The organism is Streptomyces sp. NPDC101151, assembly GCF_044768335.1.
In the GTDB taxonomy this organism is placed as follows: Bacteria; Actinomycetota; Actinomycetes; order Streptomycetales; family Streptomycetaceae; genus Streptomyces.
The window spans coordinates 409,665-431,799 of record NZ_JBIWPP010000003.1 but is presented as its reverse complement, the minus strand read 5'-3'; the positions used below and the strand labels follow the sequence as shown (position 1 = coordinate 431,799).

Here is a 22,135-nt window from a genome sequence, read left to right as displayed (position 1 = left end):
GCAGGACTGTCAACGGGGCTGCAAAGGGCGGTAGTTGAGCCATAGATCGGATGACAGATCCCATGTCTACCGTCGGCCCCTCGACGTGCCGCGCCCGACCGTGCACAGTTCTCCCTACGCGCCTCGATTCATACCGATGAGTAGCCAAGGAGTGCCCGTGACCAGCTGGGCCGGCCGGACCGCCGCCGAGATCGCCGCCGCCGTACGCGAGAAGGAGGTCACGCCACGGGAGGTGCTGGCCGATCACCTCGCGCGGATCGAGCGGCTCGACAGCCGGGTCGGCGCGTTCCGTACGGTCCGGGCAGCGGCGGCGCTCGTGGAGGCGGACGCGGTGGCCTCCCGTGCCGATCTGGCCGAACTGCCGCTCGCCGGCGTGCCGGTGGCGGTGAAGGACAATCTGGCGGTGCGCGGCGAGTCGCACCGCAACGGCTCCGCCGCGACCCCGGACACTCCGGCCGCCGAGGACCATGTGACGGTGGCCCGGCTGCGGGCGGCCGGTGCGGTGGTCGTGGGTCTGACGAACGTGCCGGAACTGTGCGTCTTCGGCACCACGGAGGGCGTGCACGGCACCGCCCGCAATCCGTGGGACACCTCCCGCACGGCGGGCGGTTCGTCCGGCGGCAGCGCGGCCGCGGTGGCGGCGGGGCTCGTTCCGCTCGCCCTCGGCAACGACGGCATGGGGTCGCTGCGCATCCCGGCGGCCAACTGCGGGCTGGTCACGCTCAAGCCGGGGCACGGGGTGGTGCCGGCGGGGATCGGCAACGGTGACTGGTTCGGGATGTCGGAGAACGGTCCGCTGGCCACCACGGTCGAGGACCTCCGGCTGATGCTGGGCGTCCTGGCGGACGCCGACTTCGCCCGCCGCGACGGGGAGCGCTCACCCCGCAGGATCGCCGTCGCCCTGCGCAGCCCGCTCGCCGGCGTCAGCGTGAGCAAGCCGTACACGACCGCGGTCCGGCAGGCGGCCGGGGTGCTGGCCAAGGCCGGGCACCGGGTCCGGCGGGCCGAGCCGCCCTACCCGCTCTCCCTGGGTGTCACCTCGCTCCAGCACTGGACGGCGGGTACCGCGGTGGACGCGCAGGACCTCGACCCGGCGCGGCTGGCCCGGCGGACCCGCGTGCACGCGGCCGTGGGCCGCCGCTTCCTCCACTCGGTCCGTGCCGGCGACCAGCGTGCACACCTCCGTGCCCGCCTGACCCCCTTCTTCACCGAGCACGACATCCTGCTCACCCCGTCCCTCGCCCGCCGTTCCCCCCGGGCCGCCCCCTGGCACGAGCGCGGCTGGCTGCGCAACATCCTGGCCAACACCGCCTATTCACCCTTCACCCCACCGTGGAACCTGACGGGCTGGCCCGCGATGTCGATCCCCTTCGGCGCGCTCCCCTCCGGGGCCCCCTGCGCCGTACAGCTGGTGGGCCGCCCGGGCACGGAGGAGGACCTGCTGGCCCTGGCGGAGGAACTGGAGCGCCTGCACCCATGGCGGCGGACGGCGCCGCCGGCGGATCAGCGGTAGCGGACCTCACGTCCGTCGCGCAGGTCCCGAAGGGTGACGGCGCCCGGTCCGGGCGGTTCCTCGCAGTACGGGCCGTGCAGGTCGAGGCCGTCGAGGTCGGTGGTGATCGCCGATCCGGGCGCGAAGCAGGCGGGGTCCAGCGTGCAGGCGACCCGGGTCCCCGCCCCGGCGGGCGGCGCGAACCCCGCGGGCTGCGCCGTCGGGCGGATTCCCACGAGCTCCTGGCGGATGCCGTGGCCGTCCCGCCACACTTCGACCAAGGCCCGTGTGCTGAGCGCGGCCGCGGCGGCACCGGCCCAGCGGTCGGGACCGAGCAGTGCTCCGTAGTACCCGAGACGCGGTCGGTCCGGGCCGTCGTCCAGGGCGTCGGGCAGATCGTCCGTGACGGTGAAGGCGAGGTCTCCATGGATCACCGCCGTGATCCGCCGGCTGTGGTTCGGGGCGAGACGGGCGGCCGGATGGAGCGCATGCGCCAGGACGCGGCGCAGTACGCGGGTGGCCAGGGCGGGATGGTCGCGGGGGACGCCGAAGTACATCACCGGTGTCCGCCGTACGTGCTCGTCGAACTCGATGACCTTGATGGCGGCGGCGCTGTACTCCCCCGTCGTCAGGATGCCCCCCGCTGGTCGAGCGCCTTGTACATGACGTGCAGCCCCACCCTGCCGTGGCGCGGGTGGTCGAACGCGTTCGGGACCGTGCCCAGGACGGTGAAGCCGAAGGAGGTCCACAGACCGACCGCGGGGTTCGTCTCCACCACGGCGTTGAAGACCATCGCGTGGTACCCGTGGGTCTTGGCCTCGGTGAGGATGTGCTCGGCGAGGGCCCGGCCGATGCCCCGGCCGGTGTGGTCCGGGTCGACCATGAAGCCCGCGTTGGCGACGCCCGCGGCGGGGCCGCCGTAGTTCGGGGTGAGGTAGGCCGATCCGACCACTGTCCCGGCGGGGTCCTCGGCCACGTAGACACGCTTGGCCGGGCTCATCCACAGGCCGCGGGCCGCTTCCTCGGAGGTGTCGGGGTCCCAGGCGTAGGTCTCCGCCGCAGCGACGATGCGGTGCCAGAAAGGCCAGATCCGCGGCCAGTCCTCGGCCACGGCTTCTCTGATCAGCATGGGCGTGAGTCTGCCACGCCCATGCGTGCGGCGATCGGGGCGGTCCGGCCCGGCGGGTCAGTCCACGCTGGGCAGGATGTGGGGTTCGGCGAGGTCGTCCTCGTAACCCGCGAGGCGGATCGGAGCGGACCGGGCCCACACGTCGAGGCTGCCGAGTTCCCCGGGCCGCCGGCGCCCGCGCTCCGTGCGTTCCTTGGGGCGTTCGTCGCGATTCGTCTTCTCCGGTGTCACCGCGCACTCCTTATGTGTCGGGTCACCCTTGGGGCATACCGGACAGCCTGTGCTCCGGCACTCGTCGCCCGCTCGGGTCTGGATGGAAGGCCAGTTCGGACGCGGTGGCGCCGGTACGGACGATGGGTGTGGGTGGGACCCTGTACTGCTGTCCGTCCCCACCAGATTAACCAAATGAGCGGACACCCGCTCGATAGGGAGTGCAAACAAGGTGTAACTATCGGACGTCATATGACCCCCTAATGCCCCTAAATATGCTGCTATTTGCCATAAAGCGCATCACTCGACCGTCGGAGTGAATCACCCACTCGGCCTACACGCGGCGCAATTCAGGTGCCGTTGGCCGGGTCGCAAGCTCGCCATGATCTGGTGGCGGGCGGCAACAGCCGTCTCCCGGAAGGACTGACGCATGGAGCTGCGCAGCGTCGAGGAGCTGATGGATCTGCTGCATGCCGGCCGGCACCAGCACGCGCTGCGAACCGCCGCGCTGCTGCGCCGCGGCCGCCCCGCCGACAAGGAGCTCCAGGTGGCGGGGCTGGTCCGCGGCATCGGGCCGGTGCTGTGCCCGGGCGACGAGGCGGGGCGGGCCCGGAGCGCGGCCGAGGCGGTGCGCCCGCTGCTCGGCGAGCGGGTGTTCCGGCTGGTGCGCGGGGACTCCCATCCCGCCGCTCCCGCCGCTCCCGCCGCTCCCGCCGACGACGATCTGCTGCGGCTGCGCCAGGCCGCCGAGGAAGGCCGCACCGCGGGCTTCGACGCCGGCGTGCTGGAGGACTGGCGCACCGTACTGGAACTGGTCGCGGCCCGGCACTCGCGGCTCGGCGCCGTCGACTGAGCACCGGACCGCGGTCGCGACCCTGTCGCCTGACGGTCCGTCATGAGACGGTACGGCGATGACCTCGTCGTACGGGCTCAGGGGCAGGGCTGCCGTCGTCACCGGCGGGACGCGTGGGATCGGGCGCGCCGTCGCGGGCGCGCTCGCCGCGGCCGGCGCGCTGGTGTGCGTGACCGCGCGGAACGCGGCCGAAGTGCGGCGCACGGCCGCCGAACTGGGCGGGATCGGGCTGGCGGGGAACGTCGCCGACCCGGGGCATCCCGAGGAGCTGACGGATCTCGTGCTGCGCAAGTTCGGGCGGCTGGACGTCCTGGTCAACAACGCGGCGACCAACCTGCCCTACGGGCCGCTGATGGAGGCCGGCGCCGATGCATGGCGGGACGCCTTCGCCGTCAATGTCGAGGCGCCGCTGCGGCTGGTGCAGTGCGCCTGGCGTGGGTGGATGCGCGAGCGCGGCGGAGCCGTCGTCAACGTGTGCACGGAGGGCGCCGCCCATGTGGGGCCCCACGTCGGCGCCTACGGCACCACGAAGGCGGCCCTGCTGCATCTGACCCGCCAGCTCGCGGGCGAGCTGGCGCCCCGGGTGCGGGTCAATTCCGTCTCCCCCGGACTGGTCCGCACCGAGATGGCTCGGTTCGTGTGGGAGCCGGGCGAGGCCGAGGTGGCGGCGGGGCTGCCGCTCGGCCGGATCGGGGAGCCGGAGGACGTGGCGCGTGCCGTGCTGTGGCTCGTCTCCGACGCGGCCGAGTGGATCACGGGGGCCGATCTGCTGGTGGACGGCGGGACCAGGGTGCGGGCCGCGTCCGGGGCCGGGGCCTATGCCGTGCACGAGCGGTTACGCCGGGTGCCCGAGATCTGAGCGGCCACGCGGTGCCCGCGACGGGCGACAGGCCCCCGGGGACCTGTACGGGATCGAACCACGAAGAACGCTTCACCTGCGCACCGGGCACTCGGGCACCGTCGTCCGACCGTGGATCAGCGGTGGCCGGGCGGGCCACCGCTTTCCGTCGACCGGGTCACCACTTGCCGGGTGCGTAGTCCTTCATGAAGACGCCGTACAGGTCCTCGCCCACCTCGCCGCGCACGATCGGGTCGTAGACGCGGGCCGCGCCGTCCACCAGGTCGAGCGGCGCGTGGAAACCGGCCTCGGCCAGGCGCAGCTTGTCGTAGTGTGGGCGCTCGTCGGTGATCCAGCCGGTGTCGACCGAGGTCATGAGGATGCCGTCGCTCTCGAACATCTCGTCGGCGCTGGTCCGCGTCACCATGTTCATCGCCGCCTTGGCAGCGTTGGTGTTCGGGTGGCCCGCGCCCTTGTAGCCGCGGCCGAAGACGCCCTCCATCGCCGAGACGTTCACGACGTAGGCACGTCCGCTCGTCGCCTTCCGAGCGGCATCGGCCATGGCCGGGCGGAGCTTGCTGATCAGGATGAACGGCGCCGTGTAGTTGCACAGCTGGGTCTCGAGGAGCTCCACCGGGGAGATCTGTTCGATCGTCTGCACCCAGGTGTTGCTGTCGACGACGTCGGGCACGAGGCCGCCCGCGTCGATGGCGGTGCCGTCGAGGTGCCGGGCGACGCTCGCGTTGCCCGCGACGAGCGCGAGGTCGGCGACCTTCTGTGCGTCGAGGTCGCTGCTGCCGACGGGCAGCGCGGCCGGCCCGCCGAGATCACCGACCGCGCCGGAATTGAACGCGCCGATGACGTGGTGGGCGGGAAGCTCCCCGGCGGGCAGCGGGGCGCTCTCGCCGTCGACCAGGGCGGCGTAGGCGGAGGGCAGGCGGCGTACGGTCTGGGTCGCGTTGTTGATCAGGATGTCGAGCGGACCCGCCTCGGCGACCTGGTCGGCGAGGGCCACGGCCTGCGCCGGGTCGCGCAGGTCGACGCCGACGACCTCCAGGCGGTGCATCCAGTCCGCCGAGTCGTCCATGGCCTTGAAGCGGCGGATGGCGTCCTTCGGGAAGCGCGTGGTGATCGTCGTGTGCGCGCCGTCGCGCAGCAGCCGCAGCGCGATGTACATGCCGATCTTGGCGCGGCCGCCGGTGAGCAGGGCGCGCTTGCCCGTGAGGTCGGCGCGGGCGTCGCGCTTGGTGCGGTTCAGGCGGGCGCAGTCGGGACACAGCTGGTGGTAGAAGTAGTCGACTTCCACGTACCGGCTCTTGCAGGTGTAGCAGGAGCGCGGGCGCTGGAGTATCCCCGCGATCTGCCCCTCCTCGGTCAGCGACGACGGCAGGATGCCCTCGGTCTCGTCGTCGATGCGCTGGGCGGAGCCGGTCGCCGTGGCCTCCGTGACCGCCTTGTCGTGCGCGGTCTTGGCGGCCCGGCGCTCCTGGCGGCGGCGCTGCTTGACCGTGCGGTAGATGCCGGCCGTGGCCCGGCGCACCGCGATGGCGTCCGGGTGGTCGACCTCCAGCTTGTCGAGCTCCTCGAGCACGCTGAGGCAGACGGCCAGGCGCTCGGGGTCGATGCCGGGGCCGTACACCACCTCGTCCATGGCCGTCGGGCCGTCCTCTGTCACCGTCATCGCGCTGCCGCTTCCCTGATCACCCGCGCAGCGCTCCGACTCGCGCCCGCTTTCGAACGGGGAATCTTACGTAGCGCCCGGCCCCTGGGCCAAACCCGATCAGGGCTGGCAGGCCGCGATCAGCGTCCCGACCTCGTCCGTCACCGCGCGTGCGAACACGTCGAGGTCGGGGACGGCCCGCGCGTCGGCGACGAGTCCGTAGTGGACGCGGCCGCGGTAGGTGGAGATCGCGACCGCCAGGGACTGGCCGGGGGCGAGCGGGGCGAAGGGGTAGACCTCGGTGAGCTGGTGGCCGCCGAGCTTCAGCCCGAGTCCGGGCAGCGGCACGCTGGTGACAAGGATGTCGAACCAGAGCCGGGCGGCCTGGCCGACCAGCGGGCCGCCGAGCCGGTGGCCGAGGGCGGGCACGTGGTCGGCGAGCAGGGCGACGGCGCCGGCGCCCCGGTTGGGGCCCGCGTCCTTGTTGCGGATCATCGCGGTGCGGACGGTGTCGAGGCGGCGCAGCGGGTCGGGGTCGTCCACCGGAAGCCGTATCAGGTACCCGGAGAGCCGGTTGCCCTGTGGGTGGGCGGTGTGCGGGCGGCGCCGCGAGACGGGGATGAGGGCGCGGGGGGCGACGCCGTCGCTGCCGTCGCCGCGTTCGTCCAGCCAGCGGCGCAGGGCGCCGGCGACGACGGCGATGAGGACGTCGTTGACGGTGCCGCCGACACTCTTGCGGACCCGGTGGACGTCGTCGATGTCCAGGACGACCCCGGCCGTGCGGCGGGTGCCGCTGGGCGCGGAGGTCAGCGCGGACGAAGGGCGCATGCCGAACGTGGACCGGGCCAGGGAGGCTCCGATGTCGAGGGCCCGGCCGACGTCGGACAGCGCACCCCTGACCAGCTCGGGGAACTGACCGGGCAGCCGGCGCACGTCGGACAGCAGGCTGCGCGGCGGCTCGATGGCACGGGGGCCGCGCTCGGGCAGGTCGACCGGGTCCAGGACGCCGGCGGCGAGCTTGAGCGCGCGCAGTCCGTCGGCGAGGGCGTGGTGGAACTTGAACAGCACGGCGAAGGAGACACCGTCCTCGCCGGGCAGCACATGTGCCTCCCACGGCGGCCGGCCGCGCTCCAGCGGACGTTCCATCAGCCGGCCGGCGGCCGCGTGGAAGTCGCCGGTCGGGGCGTGCAGCCGTACGTGGTTGAGCGGATCGAAGTCCGGGTCCGGCTCACGGGCGGCGCCGCCGAAGGAGAGCGGCTGCCAGACGTCCCGGATGCGCATGCGCAGGCCGGGCACGGCGGCGGCCCGCGCGGCGAGCAGGTCGGCGGCGTGGGCGCCCGCGGTCGGCGAGTGCGTGGTGAAGACGCCGAGCGCGCCGAGATGCATCGGGTGCCGGTCGGACTCCATGTTCCAGAAGGCGAGGTCGAGGGGAGCGAGCAGATCGGAAGTCAAGGGCTTGCCTCGCGTCGGCGATGGGTGGATGAGCAGTCAATCCCCGAGAGACGATTACGGTCAAGTACGATCAGGCTACGCTCAGTTAACAGCAGATTAAGTCCCGCCCCTGCGAGAGGGGCGGGACTCAGGAGACTTCTGAGGTCACTTCAGCACCGGTGGTGCCGCCTGGGGTGACGTACCCCACTCGGACGGGCGCGGGCCGACCGTGAACGCGAGGGTGCGCAGGGAGCGCAGCGCATCCGTCGTCAGATAGGTCCGTGCGTGCGCTGTTCCGTCCGTGCGGACGCTCTGGACGTAGCGCTCGCCCGCCGAAGTGCCGGGCGCACTGACGGTCAGTCGGCCGCCCGGCCAGAAACCGCGGTCCAGGGTGAGGTCGACGCGCTCGAAGACCGGGGTGGACAGGCCCCAGGTGTCGTAGCCGGGCTGGATCGGGAAGAGCCCGATCGACGACAGCACGTTCCAGGCGGACATCGTGCCGAGGTCGTCGTTGCCGGTCATGCCGGCGGGGCCGTCGGTGAACAGGGTCAGCGCCGCGTGGACCACGTCGGTGGTCTTCCAGGGCTGGCCGGTGGACAGGTACGTGTAGGGCGCGATGAGGTCGGGCTCGTTCATCGGGTTGTACTTGTCTGCGTTGTAGTAGTCGTACGCGCCCCCGTGCACCCACACCTCGCGTGCCGTCTTCCCGGGGTCGGCCAGCAGCCGGTCGTAGGCGAAGAAGGAGTCCAGGCGCTCGTTGGCCGCCCGCTCGCCGCCGATCAGGCCGATCATGCCGGGCAGGTCCTGCGGGACCAGCCACTGGTACTGCCAGGCGGTGCCCTCGTGGAAGCCGATGCCGCGGGCCGGGTCGGCCTCGCCCGTGAAGGTCCCGGCGGCGTCCCGGGCGCGGAAGAAGCCGGTGGAGGGGTCGAAGATGTGCCGGTAGTTCTGCGCCCGGGCGGCGTAGCGGGCGGCGTCCTCGGTGTGGCCGAGACCGCGGGCCATCTGGGCGAGCATGGCGTCGGCGAGGGCGTACTCCAGGGTGACGGAGGCGCCGTGGTGGTAGTCGGAGTCACCCATCTTGGCCAAGGGGCGGCCCTTGACGTAGGGCGCGAAGCCGTCCGCGATGTACTCGGCGTTGGCCTCGCGGCCGATGCCCGGGTAGTCGGCGGGCGGCACCCCGTCGGCGTTCTTCCGGAGCGCCTGGTAGACCCGTTCCTCGAATCCCTTGAGGAGGCCCATCTGATAGGCGGTGGTCAGGAAGGGGGTGACCGGATCGCCGCTCATGACGTTCGTCTCGATCGGTCCGTAGCCCCACTTCGGCAGCCAGCCACCGTCCTCGGCGACCTTCACCACCGACCGGGCCATGTCCCGTGCCTCGCGGGGCGCGAGCAGGGCGAGCAGCTGGGCCTGGGTGCGGTAGGTGTCCCACAGCGACCAGTTCTGGTAGTACGTGAACCGTTCCGCGCGGTGGATCCGGCGGTCCCAGCCGGTGTAGCGGCCGTCGGCGTCGCTGCCGATGTTGGGAGCGAGGAACGAGCGGTACAGCGACGAGTAGAAGGTGCGGCGCAGGGTCGGGTCGCCGCCCTGGACCTGGACGGCGGCGAGCCGTCGCTCCCACTCCTCGCGCGCCCGCTGCCGTACGGCGTCGAAGGACCGGCGGCCCTCGGCCCGCAGGTTGACGGCGGCGCCGCGCGCGTCGACGTACGACAGGGCGGTGGTCGCCTCGACGGTACGGTCCCTCGTCGTGTCGAAGCGGACGTAGGCGCCGCCGGGGCCGGTGCGGGCGCCGGGGCTGACCGTGGAGCCGTTCCAGGTGCCGTACGCGGTGAACGGGCGGCTGAAGCGGGTGATGGTGTACACGGTGTAGGGGCCGGTGTCCCGGCAGAAGCCGTGGCCGGAGATCTCGGTGCGCACGGTGTGGTCGTCGAGGATCTCGACCGCGCTGCCGACCGGCTTGTGCAGCGACTGGGCCGCGTTCAGCAGGACGTTGGCCTTGTCGGTGGCCGGGAAGGTGTAGCGCTGCACTCCGGTGCGTTCGGTCGCGGTCAGCTCGGCACGGATGCCGGAGTCGAGGCCGACGCGGTAGTAGCCGGGGCTCGCCTCTTCGTCGGCGTGCGAGAAACCGGCGGCGTACTTGGCGTAGTCCGTCCGCGTGACCTCGCCCGTGGTGGGCAGTACGGGCAGGTCGCCGCCGATCCGGCAGCCGACGCCCGAGAGATGGACCAGCGAGAAGCCGCGGATGCGGTTCTGCGTGTAGTCGTAGCCGGTGCTGTGCCCGGTGTCCGGGGAGAGCTGCACCATGCCGAAGGGCACGGTCGCGCCGGGGAAGGTGTTGCCCTCGTTCTGGCTCCCGATGAACGGGTTGACCAGGTCGGTGAGGTGGCCGTCGGTCCGCTCGGCGGCCCGTGCGGCGGGGGTGGCGATCAGCGTGGACGCTGCCATCACCCCGGCCAGGCACAGCCGCGTGCGCCGGGTCCCTCTCATCTCGGATGACCTCCGAAGGTTCGACATCGTTGCCTGCATCGTGCGGGGCGAACGACGTGAACTCGGGCATCCCGGGCGGAATGTGTCGGCGCGTCGCGGCGGCCGCCGCCCGGAACGGGGCGGCGGCACGGCTTGTCAGGACACCCGCTGGCCCTTCCCCAGGGCGATCACCCCGCCCGGGGAGACGGTGTACAGCTCGGCGTCCCGCTCCGGGTTGACGCCGATCGTCGCCCCGGGCGGTACCTCGACGTTCTTGTCCAGCACGGCACCGCGGACGACGGCTCCCCGGCCCACCCGCACGTTGTCGTGCAGCACCGAGCCCTGCACGACCGCGCCCGGGTCGACCCGCACGCCCGGGGACAGCACGGACCGGGTGACCTGACCGCGGATCAGGCAGCCCGCGCTGATGATGGACTCGCTCGCGATGCCGCCGGCGCCGAAGCGCGCCGGGGAGAGCTGGTTGGAGTGGGTGTAGACGGGCCACTGGCGGTTGTAGAGGTTGAAGGCGGGCCGCTCGGCGATCAGGTCCATGTGCGCCTCGTGGTACGCGTCCAGGGTCCCGACGTCCCGCCAGTAGCCCTGGTCGCGGCTGGTCTCGCCGGGCACGTGGTTGTCGCTGAAGTCGTACAGCCGGGCCTCGCCGCGACCGGTGAGCTGGGGCAGGATCGAGCCGCCCATGTCGTGCACGGACTGCCCGTCCTCGGCGTCGCGGTGCAGTGCCTCGATGAGGGCCTTGGTGGTGAAGATGTAGTTGCCCATCGAGGCGAACACACACTCGGGGTCGTCCGTCAGCCCGGGAGGGTCGGCGGGCTTCTCCAGGAAACGCTCGACGCTGCGGCCGTCCGAGCCCGGTGTGATCACCCCGAAGGACGAGGACTCCGCGCGCGGCACCCGGATGCCGGCCACCGTCACGCCCGCACCGCCCTCGATGTGCTGCCGCAGCATCTGCCGCGGGTCCATGCGGTAGACGTGGTCGGCGCCGAACACGGCCACGTACTCCGGCTGTTCGTCGTACACGAGGTTCAGGGACTGCAGGATCGCGTCGGCGCTGCCCAGGTACCAGCGCGGGCCCAGGCGCTGCTGGGCCGGGACCGGGGTGACGTAGTTGCCGAGCAGGCTGGACATCCGCCAGGTGGTGGTGATGTGCCGGTCCAGGGAGTGCGACTTGTACTGGGTCAGCACGCACACGCGCAGGACGTCCGCGTTGACGAGGTTGGACAGGACGAAGTCGACGAGCCGGTAGGTGCCGCCGAAGGTGACGGCCGGTTTGGCGCGGTCCGTGGTCAGGGGCATCAGGCGCTTGCCCTCCCCGCCCGCCAGCACGATTCCGAGCACCGAAGGTCCTCCACGACGCATGGCCGCTCCCCTCACCCTCGTTGAACCATGGCTGCCCCGAGCAGAGCGGACTAAGCCTGCTTGAGGATCTCCTCGTACAGTCCGGCGGTGCGCCGGGCCACCGCGTCCCAGCCGAACTCACCGACCGCCCGCTCCCGTCCGGCCTCCCCCATCCGCCGGGCCGCCGCCCGGTCGCCGAGGACCGTGTCCAGCGCCCGTGCGAGGCCCTCCTCGAAACCGTCGTCCACATCGACGAGGAGACCCGTCCTGCCGTCCTCCACCACCTCGGGGATGCCGCCGACCCGAGAGGCCACCACGGGCGTGCCGCACGCCATCGCCTCCAGGTTGACGATGCCGAGGGGTTCGTACACCGACGGGCAGACGAACACGGCGGCGTGCGTGAGGAGTTGGATGACATCCGTGCGCGGCAGCATCTGCGGGATCCAGAACATGCCCTCGCGGGCCCGGCTCAGCTCCTCGTACAGCTCCCGGAACTCGCGGTCGATCTCCGGGGTGTCGGGCGCTCCCGCGCACAGCACGACCTGCGCGCCCGGGTCGATGTCCCGTACCGCGCGCAGCAGATGGGGCACGCCCTTCTGGCGGGTGATCCGGCCGACGAACAGGACGTACGGGCGGGCGGGGTCGAGTCCCGTCCGGGTCAGGGCGTCGGTGCCGCGGTGGGGCCGGTAGAGGTTCGTGTCGATGCCGTTGTGCACCACGTGCGCCTTCGCCGGATCGAGCCCCGGATAGCAGGCGAGGATGTCCGCCCGCATGGCACCCGATACGGCGATCACGGCGTCCGCGGCCTCGATCGCGGTGCGCTCGGCCCAGCCGGACAGGGCGTACCCGCCGCCCAGTTGCTCGGCCTTCCAGGGGCGCAGCGGCTCCAGCGAGTGGGCGGTCACCACGTGCGGGATGCCGTACAGCAGCTTGGCGAAGTGGCCGGCGAGATTGGCGTACCAGGTGTGGGAGTGGACGATTTCGCGGCCTTGGAGGGCCGCGGCGATGGACAGGTCCACGGAGAAGGTGCGCAGTGCGTCGTTGGAGCCGTCGAGGGCGGACCAGGGGCGGTGGCGTACTACGCCCACGCCGCGGCCCTCACCCCAGCTGTGCACCTCCAGGTCCACCAGGGAGGTCAGCTCCCGGGCGAGGAACTCCACATGGACGCCCGCGCCGCCGTACACGTCCGGGGGGTACTCCCGGGTCAGCAGTCCCACACGCACCCGACAACCCCCTTGTACCGGCGGCAGGTTCCCTTCATGGTCACCCAGATGCGGCGTGCGGGGAAGAGCGCGGCGGCCGGGTGAAGCAGCAGTCGCCGCAGACTCCGCCGCCGGGGACGCGGTAGTACAGACAGCAGCTGCGGCGGCGGAAGGCCGTTCCGGTGCGGGTGCCGGTGGTGCGCAGCAGGGGGTGGGCGAAGAGCTCGCCGGTGAGGGCGCGGGCCCGGTCCGCCACGTCGGTACGGCCCCTCGCGCGTGCCCAGCGGTCGAGTTCACGGGCCGCGCCGGCGAGCGCCGAGCCGGCGTTGCCCCACAGCAGTCCGGCCGCGATGCCGTAACGGGCCGTCAGGGTCTCCCCTAGGGGTTCGAGGTGGGCGTGCAGCACGGCGGCCGCGACGGTGGGCGCGTCCCCGGGCAGCGGGCGCACCTCGGTCAGCCACAGGTCGTCGGGTGCGGTGGCGGCCGCGTCCCAGCGCAGCAGCCGGGGGTCGAGGTCGGGCACGCCGCCGTAGAGAGCGGCACAGGCCAGGGCGGCGGACCAGAGGCGGGCGGCGAGCCCCTGGTGGGTGATGGAGACGGCAACACGCGGTTCTGTGGTGCGCAGACGGCGCCCGACAGTGTCGACGCGGAAGGCGAGCGCGTTCCGGTGAACATCGCCTGGTGCCGGTGCGTAGGTCTCCGCGAGGGTCGGCAACGACACGGAAGCCGGCGTCGCCGCCCCGGCCGTGCGCAGGACGAAGAAGCCGCCGAGCGGGCGGAGAGCGGCGAGGCCGGGGTCGAGGTCCACGAGGAGCACTAGTACCAGGCCGGAACGTGGCACGGGACCCGGGGGGGGCCACCCGCGGTCACCCCCCTTGGGGATGATCGGGCGGTCGGCGTACTCCATCGGTAGTAGGACCCATTGCGTGCTCAGGGACGACGACGGGAAGAGCCCGAGCGGGCAGAGTGTTGACCATGGAAGCCGACCGTTCGCCGCGCCGGACCCGGGGGTCCCGCTTCACGCACTGGAGCTGCAGATGAGCGCCCTTGCGTTGTCCGTGCTGCTGTCGTTCGTCTCCGCCGTCGCGTACGCGGGCGGGGCGATCGTGCAGGAGCAGGTCGCGGTGTCCTCACCCGACGGGTCGTACATGCCGCTGCGCCGGACCGGCTGGTGGGCGGCACTGGCGCTGAACGGGCTCGGCGGCGGGCTGCATGTGGTGGCGCTGGCCTACGGCCCGCTCAGCCTGGTGCAGCCGCTGGGCGCGCTGACCATCGTCTTCGCGCTGCCCATGGCGGCGCTGTTCGTCGGCCGCAGGGCCGGTGCGACCGCCTGGCGGGGCGCCGTCATGGCCACGGTGGGCCTCGCGGGCCTGCTGTCCCTGGTCGGCTCGTCCGACGTGCACTCCCTCGACGCGGCCCAGCGGGTGGCCGTCGCGCTGGTCACCGGCGGGGCGGTCGCGGCGCTGATGTGCGCGGGCCTGGCCGTGCACCGGCACCCGGCCGTGCGCAGTGTGCTGCTCGCCGCCGCCTCCGGCATGGCGTTCGGAATGTCGTCGGTGTTCACCAAGACCGTGGCGGTCGACTGGGACAACGGCATCAGCCTCGCCGACCTGCCCTCACTCGCCGTGATCGGCGTGTTCGCGACCGCCGGCGTCCTGCTGTCCCAGGCCTCCTACCGGGGTGGCGGCCTCGCCGCACCGCTGGCCACGCTGACGGTGGTCAACCCGGTGCTGGCCGCCGCGGTCGGCATCATGATGTTCGGCGAGACGTTCCGCTACGGCACCACGGGCACCGTACTGGCCCTGGGCTGCGGCGTGGTGGCCGCGGGCGGCCTGATCCTGCTGACGACGGAGCGGCTGGAGCGCGCCCCGGCCGCGGCCCCTGCCACGGAGCCGGTTTCGATGCCGGAGACCGAGTCCGGCGCCGGAGAGGGGCTCGTGGCCGTGCCGCACCAGCGGGCGGAGACGGAAGCGGAAGCGGCGGTCGAGGAGGCCTTGGACGGCCGTCCGCCGGCCGGGGAGGCCTTCGGCGACCGTCTGCCGGCCGGGGACGCCTTGGACGACCGTCCGCCGGTCGAGGCGGCCACGGCCTCCCCGATGCTGATCGAGGAGGCCTTCGGAGACCGTCTGCCGGTCGACGAGGCCTTGGCCGACCGGGTTCTGATCGGAGAGACCTTGGACGAGCAGGTGTCGGAGGAGGAGGGCGGCCCGTCGGCCGCCGCCTCCCTACCGGTGCCGTACACCCCTGCGTCCTACACCCCGCTGTCCGCGAGCTTCTATGTGCCGGTGCCGGTCCGGCGCCGGCACCGCACGCGGGTCACATCCTGACGCCGCCGGCCCGGAGATAGGCGACCGGGTCGACGTCCGTACCGAAGCCGGGCCCCGTCCGCACCTCGAAGTGCAGATGCGGGCCCGTGACGTTTCCGGTGGCCCCGGACCGGCCGATGCGCTGGCCCGCGGACACGCTCTGCCCGACACGCACCGAGATGGCCGACAGGTGGCCGTACTGGGTGTAGCGCCCGTCGCCGTGCCGGATCACCACCTGGTAGCCGTAGGAACCGCCCCAGCCCGCCGCGACCACGTGTCCGGCCGCCGCCGCCTTCACGGAGGTGCCGGTCGGCACGAGGAAGTCGACTCCGGTGTGGTACCCCTTCGACCAGTGCGAGCCCGCCACGTGGTAGCCGGTGCCGATGGCGGCGTGCACCGGGGCGACCAGGGAGTGGCCGCTGGTGGAGGGCGGGTGAGGTGAGGTCTTCCTCTGCGAAGGGGCTTTCTTCTTCGGGGACTTGGGCTTGCTGCCGGTGTGCGTGTCGGACGCCGGGGACGCGGTGGCGCGCAGGCTGAGCCGCTGGCCCGGCACGATCAGATCGGGATCGGAACCGATGGCGGCCCGGTTGCCCGCGTAGAGCCGCCGCCAGCCGCCCTGGACGTGGTGCTCGCCGGCGATCCCGGACAGCGTGTCGCCGTGCACCACCGTGTACATCTCGGCCCTGCCCGCACGGGACTGCGGGGTCGTCTGCGGCTGTACGTCCCGCACGGAGCTGCTCTTCGCCGGGCGGGTCGTGGCGCTGTCCGTGTGGAGTTCGGGCGCACTGCCGCCCCGGGTCAGTCCGGCCCGTACCGAACACACCGGCCAGGCGCCGGGTCCCTGCCCGTCGAGGACCTTCTCGGCGACGGCGACCTGCTGGTCCCGGGTGGCGAGGTCGGCGCGCGGCGCGTACCGGGTGCCGCCGTACGCCTCCCAGGTGGACAGGGTGAACTGCAGCCCACCGTAGTAGCCGTTGCCGGTGTTGATGCTCCAGTTGCCGCTGGACTCGCAGGCGGCGACCTTGTTCCAGGTGGACGCGTCGGCCGCGTCGGCGGTACCCACGGCGACCAGCGGAATGGCGAGGCCGGCGCCGCCCGCCGTGACGGTGAGTGAGGCGCGGTTGATCCTGTTCGGCTGGTACCGGCGATGCCGGCCGCGTACGGCCATGTCCGAAATCCCCTCGGCATGCGTCAGGAGCGGCAAAAGTAAGCGCTGCGAACAGGCCATGACAAGACGGCAAATCGGCCTCATGCCGCTCCCAAGTGGCTGGGAACGGGCGTTCCTTGACGGGATCGGACGTCAGCGGCGGCCACGCTGAGGCGACGGGCGCCTTCCGTCCGTAAGCATGCGTGGCGGGTCGGATGTGCGCTCGCCGTAGCGGCACGTCAGGATGGGCGAGGGCCCGTACTGACGGAGCCGTAGTCACGAGGCAGCTAGGGAGCAGGCGGTATGAGCACTTCAGCGCAGATCGGCGTCACGGGTCTCGCGGTCATGGGCCGCAACCTCGCCCGGAACTTCGCGCGCAACGGCTACTCGGTCGCCGTGCACAACCGGACGTCGTCGCGGACGCACGCCCTGGTGAAGGAGTTCGGGCACGAGGGCGACTTCATCGCGGCCGAGACCGCCAAGGAATTCGTGACGGCCCTGGAGCGCCCGCGCCGTCTGGTCATCATGGTCAAGGCCGGCGATCCTACGGACGCGGTGATCGAGGAGTTCGCCCCGCTCCTGGAGCCCGGCGACATGATCATCGACGGGGGCAACGCGCACTTCGCGGACACCCGCCGCCGGGAGAAGGCGCTGCGCGAGCAGGGCATCCACTTCGTCGGCATGGGTGTCTCCGGCGGCGAGGAGGGCGCGCTGCACGGGCCGAGCATCATGCCGGGCGGCCCGAAGGAGTCCTACGACTCCCTCGGCCCGATGCTGGAGAAGATCTCGGCGAAGGCGGCGGACGGGGCGCCCTGTGTCACGCACGTCGGCCCCGACGGCGCCGGGCACTTCGTGAAGATGGTCCACAACGGCATCGAGTACGCCGACATGCAGCTGATCGGCGAGGCCTACCAGCTGCTGCGGGACGTCGCCGGATACTCCCCCGCGCAGATCGCGGACATTTTCCGCACCTGGAACACCGGGCGCCTGGACTCCTATCTGATCGAGATCACCGCCGAGGTGCTGTCCCACGTGGACGCGGCGACCGGGAAGCCGTTCGTGGACGTGGTGGTCGACCAGGCGGAGCAGAAGGGCACCGGCCGCTGGACGGTGCAGATCGCGCTGGACCTGGGCGTGCCGGTGTCGGGCATCGCGGAGGCGGTGTTCGCCCGGTCGCTGTCCGGGCACGCCGCGCTGCGCGAGGCCTCGCTGGGCCTGGCCGGCCCGAAGCCGGCCCCGCTCGGCGAGGCGGAGGCCGCCGCGTTCGCCGACCGGGTGGAGCAGGCGCTGTACGCGTCCAAGATCGTGTCGTACACGCAGGGCTTCCACGAGATCGCCGCGGGCAGCGAGGAGTACGACTGGGACATCGACCTCGGTGCCGTCTCCTCGATCTGGCGCGGGGGCTGCATCATCCGCGCGGCCTTCCTGGACCGCATCCGCGCGGCGTACGACGCCCGGGCCGACCTGCCGAGCCTGCTGTCGGACGAGACGTTCGCGCAGGAGATCGCCGCCGCGCAGGACGACTGGCGCGAGGTGCTGATCGCGGCGACCCGGCAGGGGGTGTCGACGCCCGGCTTCGCGGCGGCGCTGGCGTACTACGACGCGTTGCGTGCGGAACGCCTGCCGGCGGCTCTGACGCAGGGGCAGCGGGACTTCTTCGGGGCCCACACCTACCGGCGGGTGGACCGCGACGGGTCGTTCCACACGCTGTGGGGTGGAGACCGGACCGAGGTCTCGGCCTAGTTTCCGTGCGCCTGGTGGGGCGGGGCGGTGTCGGCATGCGGCTCCGCCCCGCCCCCGTGTGACGGTCCCGCCCCTGCCGTCAGGTGAGGGGTGGTCCCGGTTCCGGGTTCGGTACGGGCTCCGGGCCCGGAGGGATCGGGGAGGGTGAGGGTTCCGGTGGCGGGCCCGGGGTCGGCGGCGGCGGGGGTGGTGCCGGTTCCGGGCCTGGGCCCGGTTCCGGGGGCGGGACCGGGCTGGGATAGGGGTCCGGTGGGGTGGGGCCCGGGGCTGGGGGCGGTACCGGGGATACGGGGTCGAGGTACGGATTCGTCATGGGGGCCTCCGGGCGGTCGCGGGACGTCGCCTCTGGACTACTCCCCCGCGTACCCGAGGCCCGCTCGGCCACTCACCCGACGACGGCACGGAACGGGCCCAGGTGGCCGCGCCGGGTGGCCGGAAGGCGACCGGTCCCGGGATGCGTGCGCGCGCTCCGGCCCCGGAACGTGCACGCGCTCCGGCCCCGGAACGTGATCAGAACTGTCCGGGACGCGCCCGCAGCCAGTCCTTCGCGGCTTCGAGCAGTTCCGGGTCGGCCGCCGGGGCCGTCTCGGAGTGACGTTCCGCCCACCTGACGACGTACGGGCACAGCGGGGCGACGGGGATGCCCTCACGCTCGGCCATGGCATACAGCTCACGGGCCAGGGACCCGGCGATGCCCTTCCCCTCGTGGGCCGGCTCCACGAAGGTGTGGACCGGGACCAGGGCGCGCGCGGGCGACTCGAGGACGAAGTACTCGATGTGACCGACGACTTCGCCGTCGCCGACGGCGTCCAGACGGCCCGCCGCCCGGTCGTCACGCATCTCGACGTCGCTCATGGGCACGCACGCTCCTGGTCCTGGTCCGTCCGGTCAGGCCGACACGGCCTGCGGGCTGCGCTCCTGGTCCGAACCGGGCACCGGCTCGGACGGGTCGGCACCGAGGGCCACGATCCGGTTGCCGGCGTCGACGTGCACGACCCGCGGCCGGAGCGCCCGCGCCTCGGCGTCGGTGACCTGAGCGTAGCTGATGATGATCACCAGGTCCCCGGGATGGACGAGGTGGGCGGCCGCGCCGTTGATCCCGACGACCCCGGACCCGCGCTCGCCCTCGATGACGTACGTCTCCAGACGGGCGCCGTTGGTGATGTCGACGATGTGCACCAGCTCGCCGGGCAGCAGATCGGCGGCGTCCAGCAGGTCGGCGTCGATGGTCACCGATCCCACGTAGTGCAGGTCGGCCTGGGTGACGGTGGCGCGGTGGATCTTGGACTTGTGCATAGTGCGCAGCATTTAGCACTCCTAGAAGACGGCTCCCTGCCAGCTTTCTGCAGGTCAAGGGCGTTCTTCACTGTACACCGGCACGCGTCGGACTCGAAGATTGCGAGGAACGTCGGTTCGCTCTGGGGAGAAGGCTCCCTGCCTGCGCTTCTGCGGGACCCGGTCAACGGGCGGCAATGAGTCCCACCGCAAGGTTGCGAGCCACGGCCCCCTGGGCGTCGCTCAGAGCCCTTCACCGCCATGAACCGGCGTATCGCGGTGGGTGAGTGGCAGGTGATGTCCGCCGCACGGCGGCCGAAGCCGCGGGAGGAACCGGTGGCGCAGCGGCGGTGCACCCCGCCCAGATGTTGCACCAGATCGGACAGCGTCCGCTCGGGGCAGGTCGGCACCTGCACGTCGTGGCTGGGCACCAAGGCGCATGCGACCGACCGTACGTCAGCTGCAGGAGGACGGGAAGCGAATGTCCTTTGCCACACGGATGCCTGCCGTCACGCCGGACGACCGCCGCCGATTCTCACAGCGGTGCAGCGGGCACGCCAGGCGCGCGACACCGGCCGCATGCCGTCGGACAAGGCAGTGCCCTCATCCCGGAATTGCAGTGCGGCGGCGCCACCGACCCGAGCCAACCGCAGCTGGGCCATTCCCCCAGGCGAGACCACCGGCTACGCTCCGCCCGCAACATGTGCACGGGCGTGCGCACGTTGCGGGCCACTGCGCGGGGCGCGCGAGTGGACAGCGCGAGTGCCGGTGAAGCGGCCAGATCGCGGGACTGATCGGCTCAGCCACCGCTCTTACGCCTGAACGACCGCTGGCTCGCGGCCGGACCGTGCGCCGCACGCACCTTCGACGCATCCGGGTTGGCGGCAACGTCGGCGGCGTCCGCCTGCGCACCGCGCTTGCGCGCCAAGGCTTCGCGGAACTTGCGCTTGAGGTCGTAGTTGCCGTCGCTGTCCGGCGCCAGAGGGGACGTCTCGGGGGCAGCCGGCTCCGAACCCTCCGTAGATACGGGCTCTGCGGTCATGGTGACCTCCTGGGGTCGGGAGTGGACAACCACAGCTTGTCATGCCGGGCGCAGCAGGACACGAGGGCGGCCTTGCGGGCCTCGGCGAGCTTGCGGGCCTCGCCGGCCCTTCGGGACCTGCCGCCGACGCCGCGGGAGGTGTCCTTGCTGGTGCCGAGGCCGCGGAAGGGAGCGTTGTTGTCCTTGGGTCGGGGGAGGCCGGCCCGCCGTCGAGCGGGGCGCCGGTGGGAGCCTTGGCGCCGGTGATCCGGCTCAGCCCCGCCTCGCCCGAGCGCACCTTGGCGACGGTTGAAGTCTTTGGCGAAGTCCTGGAGGCGGCCCGCGTCGACGGCGCGGCACAGCGCCAGGAGATTACCCGGGTGCTGCTGCCTATGGTCGCTCCCGGCCGAGACCACGCAGCGGGCGAGGCAGCTGCCGGAGGCGCCACGGGGCTCTCCTGCCAACCATGGGCGTCCTCTAGGCGCGGAGGCGGATTCCCTCGGCAGCGTTGTCGAAGACCGGCCGGTACCGGTTCCATTGGTCGTTCGGCGCCGAGAGGTAGATCACGTACTGAGTGCCGTCGATGCCGCTGAAGGCCAGTTCCACTGCCCGGTACTCCCGTACTCTCCCCTGGAACGTGAACTCCCAGTACCCGGCGGGCCGTCCCCGGAACGTCGTGCGGTCCATCCTGACCCGTTCATAGCCCGGGTTGTCGCGCCGCGTCTGGGCCTCCTCGGTCTCCCGCCAGTGCCGGAGAGGATCGCCCCCCGCGAACTGGACGACGTTGATCCTCAGGCCGGCCAGCCCGGAGATGTAGGCGACCTCACCGCCGGGCATGTTCTTGGAGGTCCAGCCGTCCGGCAGGGGGACTGAGATGCCCTGGGCCGTCTGCTCGAGGTGGTACCCGCGGGGAAGCGGCGGCAGTGACGGCGACGAGGAAGCGCTCGGAGGCGCCGAGCGACTCGAGGTGCCGGCCTCGGACGGGGCACTCGGCGAAGCGTCACCGGGCCCGAGCCAGAGCGCTCCGCCCGCCACGGTGGCGGCCACCACTACGGTCGAGACGATCCACAGCGCTCTGCGGCGGCCGCGCGTGCCCCCGTGCGCAGGAGCCGCGAGGCTGCCCGCCTGCTCCAAGCGCGTGGGCGATTCGAGGGTGACGGTGCCCGTTGCGGCCGCACGGCTCAGGAGACGCTCGACCTCGTGGGCGTCCATGCGCTCGCCGGGTTCCTTCACCAGCAGACCCTCGATCACCGGGGTGAGGTGCCCGGCGTTGCTCGCGCGAGGGCACTCCTCGGTGGCGATGGCGTACGCCGTCTCGATCGGAGTGTCCCGATGAAACGGCGGAGATCCTTGCACTGCCTGGTACAGCGTCGCCCCGAGGGCCCACAGGTCGCATGCGGGGCCGGGCTCGGCGATCCCGGTCCGGAGGCGTTCCGGCGCCAGGTAGTGGATCGAGCCGACCAGCTCGCCGGTCTTGGTCAGTGACGGCGTTCCGGGCTCCACGGCGATCCCGAAGTCGGTGAGCACGATCCGTCCGTCGTTTCCGAGCAGAACGTTGGCCGGCTTGATGTCCCGGTGCAGCACTCCGGCGGCGTGCGCGGCGCGCAGCGCGGCAGCCATGGCACCGCCGATCCGGGCCGCCTCGGCGGGCGACAGCGTCCCCTGCCGCTTGAGGACGTCACTCAGTGTGACCGATGGTATGTACTCCATGACGATGCACGGAAGTCCCTCGTCATCGACGACATCGTGCACCACGATCACGTTGGGGTGGGTGATCCGGGCGGCGCTGCGGGCCTCCCGGCGGGTGCGTTCGTGGAGGCGCTGGACTTCATCGTCGTGCAGGTGCGGCGGAACGTGCAGCTTCTTCACCGCCACGTGCCGGCCGAGCAGCTCGTCCTCGGCCCGCCACACGGTACCCATCCCGCCACGGCCCACGCGCTCCACCAACCGGTATCGGTTGGCTATGAGCCGCCCCAGATCCGACACCGCGCGGCCTCCCCCCTCCT

At 72.2% G+C, this 22,135-nt stretch carries 19 protein-coding genes and 1 pseudogene; 5 read left to right on the top strand and 15 right to left on the bottom strand.

Going from position 1 to position 22,135, the window contains the following annotated elements; genetic code table 11:
• The first annotated feature begins 157 nt into the window (after positions 1-157).
• Positions 158-1,513 carry an amidase gene (locus ACIRU3_RS07740; RefSeq protein ID WP_404052812.1) on the top strand — a complete coding sequence of 452 codons (1,356 nt, stop codon included), beginning with the start codon at positions 158-160 and terminating at the stop codon, positions 1,511-1,513.
• Here the strand turns inward: ACIRU3_RS07740 and ACIRU3_RS07735 are convergent.
• From ACIRU3_RS07735 to ACIRU3_RS07725, 3 genes are all read right to left on the bottom strand, one after another.
• Complete coding sequence (locus ACIRU3_RS07735; RefSeq protein WP_404052810.1) at positions 1,504-2,049, bottom strand: hypothetical protein; 546 nt, start codon at positions 2,047-2,049, stop codon at positions 1,504-1,506. The genes ACIRU3_RS07740 and ACIRU3_RS07735 overlap by 10 nt on opposite strands.
• Before the next feature lie 71 nt (positions 2,050-2,120).
• Positions 2,121-2,621 carry a GNAT family N-acetyltransferase gene (locus ACIRU3_RS07730; protein WP_404052807.1) on the bottom strand — a complete coding sequence of 167 codons (501 nt, stop codon included), beginning with the start codon at positions 2,619-2,621 and terminating at the stop codon, positions 2,121-2,123.
• Positions 2,622-2,678: 57 nt separating this feature from the next.
• Positions 2,679-2,852 (bottom strand): hypothetical protein, encoded by a 174-nt coding sequence (locus tag ACIRU3_RS07725; RefSeq protein ID WP_107407368.1) that lies wholly within the window; start codon positions 2,850-2,852, stop codon positions 2,679-2,681.
• A gap of 409 nt (positions 2,853-3,261) precedes the next feature.
• Between ACIRU3_RS07725 and ACIRU3_RS07720 the strand changes: the two genes are divergently transcribed.
• Positions 3,262-3,684 carry a hypothetical protein gene (locus ACIRU3_RS07720; RefSeq protein ID WP_404052805.1) on the top strand — a complete coding sequence of 141 codons (423 nt, stop codon included), beginning with the start codon at positions 3,262-3,264 and terminating at the stop codon, positions 3,682-3,684.
• Between the two features lie 58 nt (positions 3,685-3,742).
• Positions 3,743-4,543, top strand: coding sequence for an SDR family oxidoreductase (locus ACIRU3_RS07715; protein ID WP_404052804.1), 801 nt, complete (start codon positions 3,743-3,745; stop codon positions 4,541-4,543).
• Between the two features lie 157 nt (positions 4,544-4,700).
• Here ACIRU3_RS07715 and ACIRU3_RS07710 read toward each other — a convergent pair whose 3' ends face one another.
• The 6 genes from ACIRU3_RS07710 to ACIRU3_RS07685 form a co-directional block, all read right to left on the bottom strand.
• Complete coding sequence (locus ACIRU3_RS07710) at positions 4,701-6,203, bottom strand: SDR family NAD(P)-dependent oxidoreductase (protein WP_404052801.1); 1,503 nt, start codon at positions 6,201-6,203, stop codon at positions 4,701-4,703.
• Between the two features lie 99 nt (positions 6,204-6,302).
• A complete protein-coding gene (locus ACIRU3_RS07705; protein WP_404052798.1) occupies positions 6,303-7,634 on the bottom strand; it encodes a wax ester/triacylglycerol synthase family O-acyltransferase in 1,332 nt (443 codons plus the stop codon).
• A 144-nt stretch (positions 7,635-7,778) separates the two neighbouring features.
• Complete coding sequence (locus ACIRU3_RS07700; protein ID WP_404052796.1) at positions 7,779-10,100, bottom strand: GH92 family glycosyl hydrolase; 2,322 nt, start codon at positions 10,098-10,100, stop codon at positions 7,779-7,781.
• Positions 10,101-10,235: 135 nt separating this feature from the next.
• Positions 10,236-11,456 (bottom strand): glucose-1-phosphate adenylyltransferase, encoded by a 1,221-nt coding sequence (gene glgC, locus ACIRU3_RS07695; RefSeq protein WP_404052793.1) that lies wholly within the window; start codon positions 11,454-11,456, stop codon positions 10,236-10,238.
• 50 nt (positions 11,457-11,506) lie between these two features.
• A complete protein-coding gene (gene glgA, locus ACIRU3_RS07690) occupies positions 11,507-12,658 on the bottom strand; it encodes a glycogen synthase (protein ID WP_404052790.1) in 1,152 nt (383 codons plus the stop codon).
• A gap of 40 nt (positions 12,659-12,698) precedes the next feature.
• Positions 12,699-13,445, bottom strand: coding sequence for a (2Fe-2S)-binding protein (locus ACIRU3_RS07685; protein WP_404052788.1), 747 nt, complete (start codon positions 13,443-13,445; stop codon positions 12,699-12,701).
• Positions 13,446-13,674: 229 nt separating this feature from the next.
• On the opposite strand from ACIRU3_RS07685, the gene ACIRU3_RS07680 reads away from it, so the two are divergent.
• Positions 13,675-14,964 carry a DMT family transporter gene (locus tag ACIRU3_RS07680; protein ID WP_404052785.1) on the top strand — a complete coding sequence of 430 codons (1,290 nt, stop codon included), beginning with the start codon at positions 13,675-13,677 and terminating at the stop codon, positions 14,962-14,964.
• On the opposite strand, the gene ACIRU3_RS07675 is transcribed toward ACIRU3_RS07680, so the two are convergent.
• Positions 14,954-16,111, bottom strand: coding sequence for a transglycosylase family protein (locus ACIRU3_RS07675; RefSeq protein ID WP_404052782.1), 1,158 nt, complete (start codon positions 16,109-16,111; stop codon positions 14,954-14,956). The genes ACIRU3_RS07680 and ACIRU3_RS07675 overlap by 11 nt on opposite strands.
• 282 nt (positions 16,112-16,393) lie before the next feature.
• Here ACIRU3_RS07675 and gndA point away from each other — a divergent pair, with 282 nt between their 5' ends.
• On the top strand, positions 16,394-17,833 hold the full coding sequence (gene gndA / locus ACIRU3_RS07670; RefSeq protein ID WP_404052780.1) for an NADP-dependent phosphogluconate dehydrogenase: 1,440 nt from the start codon (positions 16,394-16,396) through the stop codon (positions 17,831-17,833).
• A 510-nt stretch (positions 17,834-18,343) separates the two neighbouring features.
• Here gndA and ACIRU3_RS07665 read toward each other — a convergent pair.
• The 5 genes and pseudogenes from ACIRU3_RS07665 to ACIRU3_RS07645 all read right to left on the bottom strand — a co-directional run bounded on the left by ACIRU3_RS07665 (position 18,344) and on the right by ACIRU3_RS07645 (position 22,115).
• Positions 18,344-18,688, bottom strand: coding sequence for a GNAT family N-acetyltransferase (locus tag ACIRU3_RS07665; RefSeq protein WP_404052777.1), 345 nt, complete (start codon positions 18,686-18,688; stop codon positions 18,344-18,346).
• Between the two features lie 33 nt (positions 18,689-18,721).
• Complete coding sequence (gene panD, locus ACIRU3_RS07660) at positions 18,722-19,141, bottom strand: aspartate 1-decarboxylase (protein WP_404052774.1); 420 nt, start codon at positions 19,139-19,141, stop codon at positions 18,722-18,724.
• Between the two features lie 766 nt (positions 19,142-19,907).
• On the bottom strand, positions 19,908-20,150 hold the full coding sequence (locus tag ACIRU3_RS07655; RefSeq protein WP_359391438.1) for a DUF5302 domain-containing protein: 243 nt from the start codon (positions 20,148-20,150) through the stop codon (positions 19,908-19,910).
• Positions 20,147-20,439: pseudogene (locus tag ACIRU3_RS07650) on the bottom strand (hypothetical protein); the annotation flags it as partial. The pseudogene ACIRU3_RS07650 and the gene ACIRU3_RS07655, both read right to left, overlap by 4 nt.
• Before the next feature lie 167 nt (positions 20,440-20,606).
• Positions 20,607-22,115 carry a serine/threonine-protein kinase gene (locus tag ACIRU3_RS07645; RefSeq protein ID WP_404052770.1) on the bottom strand — a complete coding sequence of 503 codons (1,509 nt, stop codon included), beginning with the start codon at positions 22,113-22,115 and terminating at the stop codon, positions 20,607-20,609.
• Positions 22,116-22,135: the final 20 nt, after the last annotated feature.

Coding starts and splice junctions, on each gene's coding strand:
- ACIRU3_RS07735 (WP_404052810.1), bottom strand. CDS start 2,049: ATGTACTTCGGCGTCCCCCGCGACCATCCCGCCCTGGCCACCCGCGTA.
- ACIRU3_RS07730 (WP_404052807.1), bottom strand. CDS start 2,621: ATGCTGATCAGAGAAGCCGTGGCCGAGGACTGGCCGCGGATCTGGCCT.
- ACIRU3_RS07720 (WP_404052805.1), top strand. CDS start 3,262: ATGGAGCTGCGCAGCGTCGAGGAGCTGATGGATCTGCTGCATGCCGGC.
- ACIRU3_RS07715 (WP_404052804.1), top strand. CDS start 3,743: ATGACCTCGTCGTACGGGCTCAGGGGCAGGGCTGCCGTCGTCACCGGC.
- ACIRU3_RS07710 (WP_404052801.1), bottom strand. CDS start 6,203: ATGACGGTGACAGAGGACGGCCCGACGGCCATGGACGAGGTGGTGTAC.
- ACIRU3_RS07700 (WP_404052796.1), bottom strand. CDS start 10,100: ATGAGAGGGACCCGGCGCACGCGGCTGTGCCTGGCCGGGGTGATGGCA.
- glgC (WP_404052793.1), bottom strand. CDS start 11,456: ATGCGTCGTGGAGGACCTTCGGTGCTCGGAATCGTGCTGGCGGGCGGG.
- ACIRU3_RS07680 (WP_404052785.1), top strand. CDS start 13,675: ATGAGCGCCCTTGCGTTGTCCGTGCTGCTGTCGTTCGTCTCCGCCGTC.
- ACIRU3_RS07675 (WP_404052782.1), bottom strand. CDS start 16,111: ATGGCCGTACGCGGCCGGCATCGCCGGTACCAGCCGAACAGGATCAAC.
- gndA (WP_404052780.1), top strand. CDS start 16,394: ATGAGCACTTCAGCGCAGATCGGCGTCACGGGTCTCGCGGTCATGGGC.
- ACIRU3_RS07665 (WP_404052777.1), bottom strand. CDS start 18,688: ATGAGCGACGTCGAGATGCGTGACGACCGGGCGGCGGGCCGTCTGGAC.
- panD (WP_404052774.1), bottom strand. CDS start 19,141: ATGCTGCGCACTATGCACAAGTCCAAGATCCACCGCGCCACCGTCACC.
- ACIRU3_RS07655 (WP_359391438.1), bottom strand. CDS start 20,150: ATGACCGCAGAGCCCGTATCTACGGAGGGTTCGGAGCCGGCTGCCCCC.